Annotated in this window: 2 pseudogenes; one reads left to right on the top strand and one right to left on the bottom strand. The window is 39.3% G+C overall.

The features are described 5' to 3' along the window. A pseudogene (locus LC586_RS40300) lies at positions 1-1,112 on the bottom strand (chromosome partitioning protein ParA); the annotation flags it as partial. Between the two features lie 613 nt (positions 1,113-1,725). On the opposite strand from LC586_RS40300, the pseudogene LC586_RS40295 reads away from it, so the two are divergent. Beyond that, a pseudogene (locus LC586_RS40295) lies at positions 1,726-2,212 on the top strand (WYL domain-containing protein); the annotation flags it as partial.

Below are 2,212 nucleotides of genomic sequence, written 5' to 3'. Positions count from 1 at the left end.
TCTAAGAGTTGCCATTCCCATAGTTCAGCCCCACTTTTGATATTTACAACTTGTTCGGGAATCATTAATCCTGGATTATTGGGAATAGTACCTTCCCAATGTGCTGCTGGAATTTGGCAGAAAGTACTACTTAAGCGTTCCCAACCTTTCTTCCAAAGGCTTTGTTCTGGCAGCACTAGCTGCATATTCAATGATTCAGTAACATCTAAAACCAGTGATAGAGGCTTTTGGCGACGACTAATTATTTTACGGCTATTACCAAAACGACGCTGTTTAGGAGTTAAAACCTGAATTAGACTGTTCCAATCCCTCAAGAAAAAATTGTTTGGTAAGTAATAGTTTCTCAGCAGCTTTTCGCGCTCATTGTCATCTTTCAGCGCTTCCGGTAATGTTCCTTGACGTTCAAGTTCAACAGCAATAATAGCAATACCTTGAAGTAACTGCCCGGAGATTGGTTCAACTTCCTCGTTTTCTTTCTGCGGGCAACTAGCTTTGAGAAAATGAATTAGAGTAGCCCATTGAGGATGCTTTTCTTGACAAAAATCAAACAGTTCTTCAGAAATATCTTCACATGAGCTATGGGCAATTTCCCACCATCCATATTCATTTGAGAATTCCTGAACTAACTGAGCAAAATGATTGAGGTTTTGTTGAGGAATACCACTTTGCAGCCATAAGGTTGATACATAGGGATATCCTCCTTTAGCTTTGACAAGACCAAGTAGGTCAAACCCTTCACCAACAATCCGACGTAGTGTCTTCTCTAAACTTTGATTACACGAAAGTTTTAACCTTTGACAAAAACCATACCAAAATTTTTCTTCAACGCTTGAATAATAATATGCATACTCAGATAGAGCAAAAGTTAGAATTTTCAGCCAGTTATGCTCAGGTTCATCGAATCTTTCATATAACTTATTATAAGTAACTGTACTTAGGTTGCTCAAGTTATAGCCTACAACATCTAAAACTTGGTCTGTGGCTTTTTGACTAATCTGAATGCTACCCAAAAATCGCTGCTTATTTGGACGATTATAATGAGACCAATGTGACGAGACTTTCTGCCAAAGATGTTGCGTTTGTCTTGGTATAGAGAAGTTAAAAGTAGTCATTGTTTAGTAGATAACTAACTTAGTTAAATTACTTACTTGAATATGTGAAGAAGGCAGAAGGATGTAATATCGTGGGGCTTCAAACCCCAACCAATTGCAGTCCACCAAATCTTTGATTTTGGTGGGGCACTAAAACCCGTGACTCGCTCCGGCTGCCCAGACGGTGACGCTCCTGTGTCGCTAACGTTGGGCTATCGGGCAATTGGAGAAGGGATTTATCCCTTCTGCCTTTTTCCCTCTACTTTCTTGTTCAATTTTTACTAACCAGACAACCAACAAAGTTCGGTTGCTGCCCTGACAAAAAAGTATCTTTATACTTAAGATTCCCTGAAAAGGTTTTTAAGTAACTATTTTGACACTATAACTACAATTTACGCGGAAAATTATCTATTTAAGATATCGGTTTAGTACTTCTGCCGTTTGAGTGCAATGTAGCCTGAATCCCTTGATTTACCTTGTATAAACTGCATAGTAGCAAAATGTATTTCAATAAATCCATTAAATCCGAGTATTTATTTGATTATTTAAAATTACCTAAAAAGCAAGACTAGTAGAGCTTTGAGAGGTTAATTTAAGTACTAGTTGAATATTTTCTTTTACTTGACAGGTTAAAATGTCCAAGAAGTCTATTGCTCATCTTTATACTGACCTCCAGGCGTTTGAACGGTTGATGTTACTGATTGCGACTTTTGTGCGTTATCCCGGAGTGGGCGGCAGTGATTTTAATGATTCAATCGATACAAAATCTGGGGGTTATCATGATGCACTTACTGAGGTGTCGGTGCGTTTGCAGGAAGTTGCTCGTGGCTGCGGTATTGATTTGCCAGCTTACTCACTACACACGCTGCGAAAAGATTTGCGGACATTGCGTCACTACAATATCCTAGACAACCGCATGTATCGTTGGGGTTATTATCTGGGGACTGGTGCAATGAGTCTGGTCGAATTACAGGTTGCGTTCAATGCCTTAACCTCTCAAGCAAAATATCAACAAGATCCGCAAGTTAACAAAATTTATCAAATATTGATGCGACGATTGCGGGGACTGAACTTAGCAGACCAATTTGCCTATCCAGTGCGGGCGCAAATCAATCGAGCAA

The organism is Nostoc favosum CHAB5714 (assembly GCF_020829495.1).
Lineage (GTDB): Bacteria > Cyanobacteriota > Cyanobacteriia > Cyanobacteriales > Nostocaceae > Nostoc > Nostoc favosum.
Note: the sequence above shows the minus strand (reverse complement) of the source record. Positions and strands in the feature narration are given on the sequence as shown.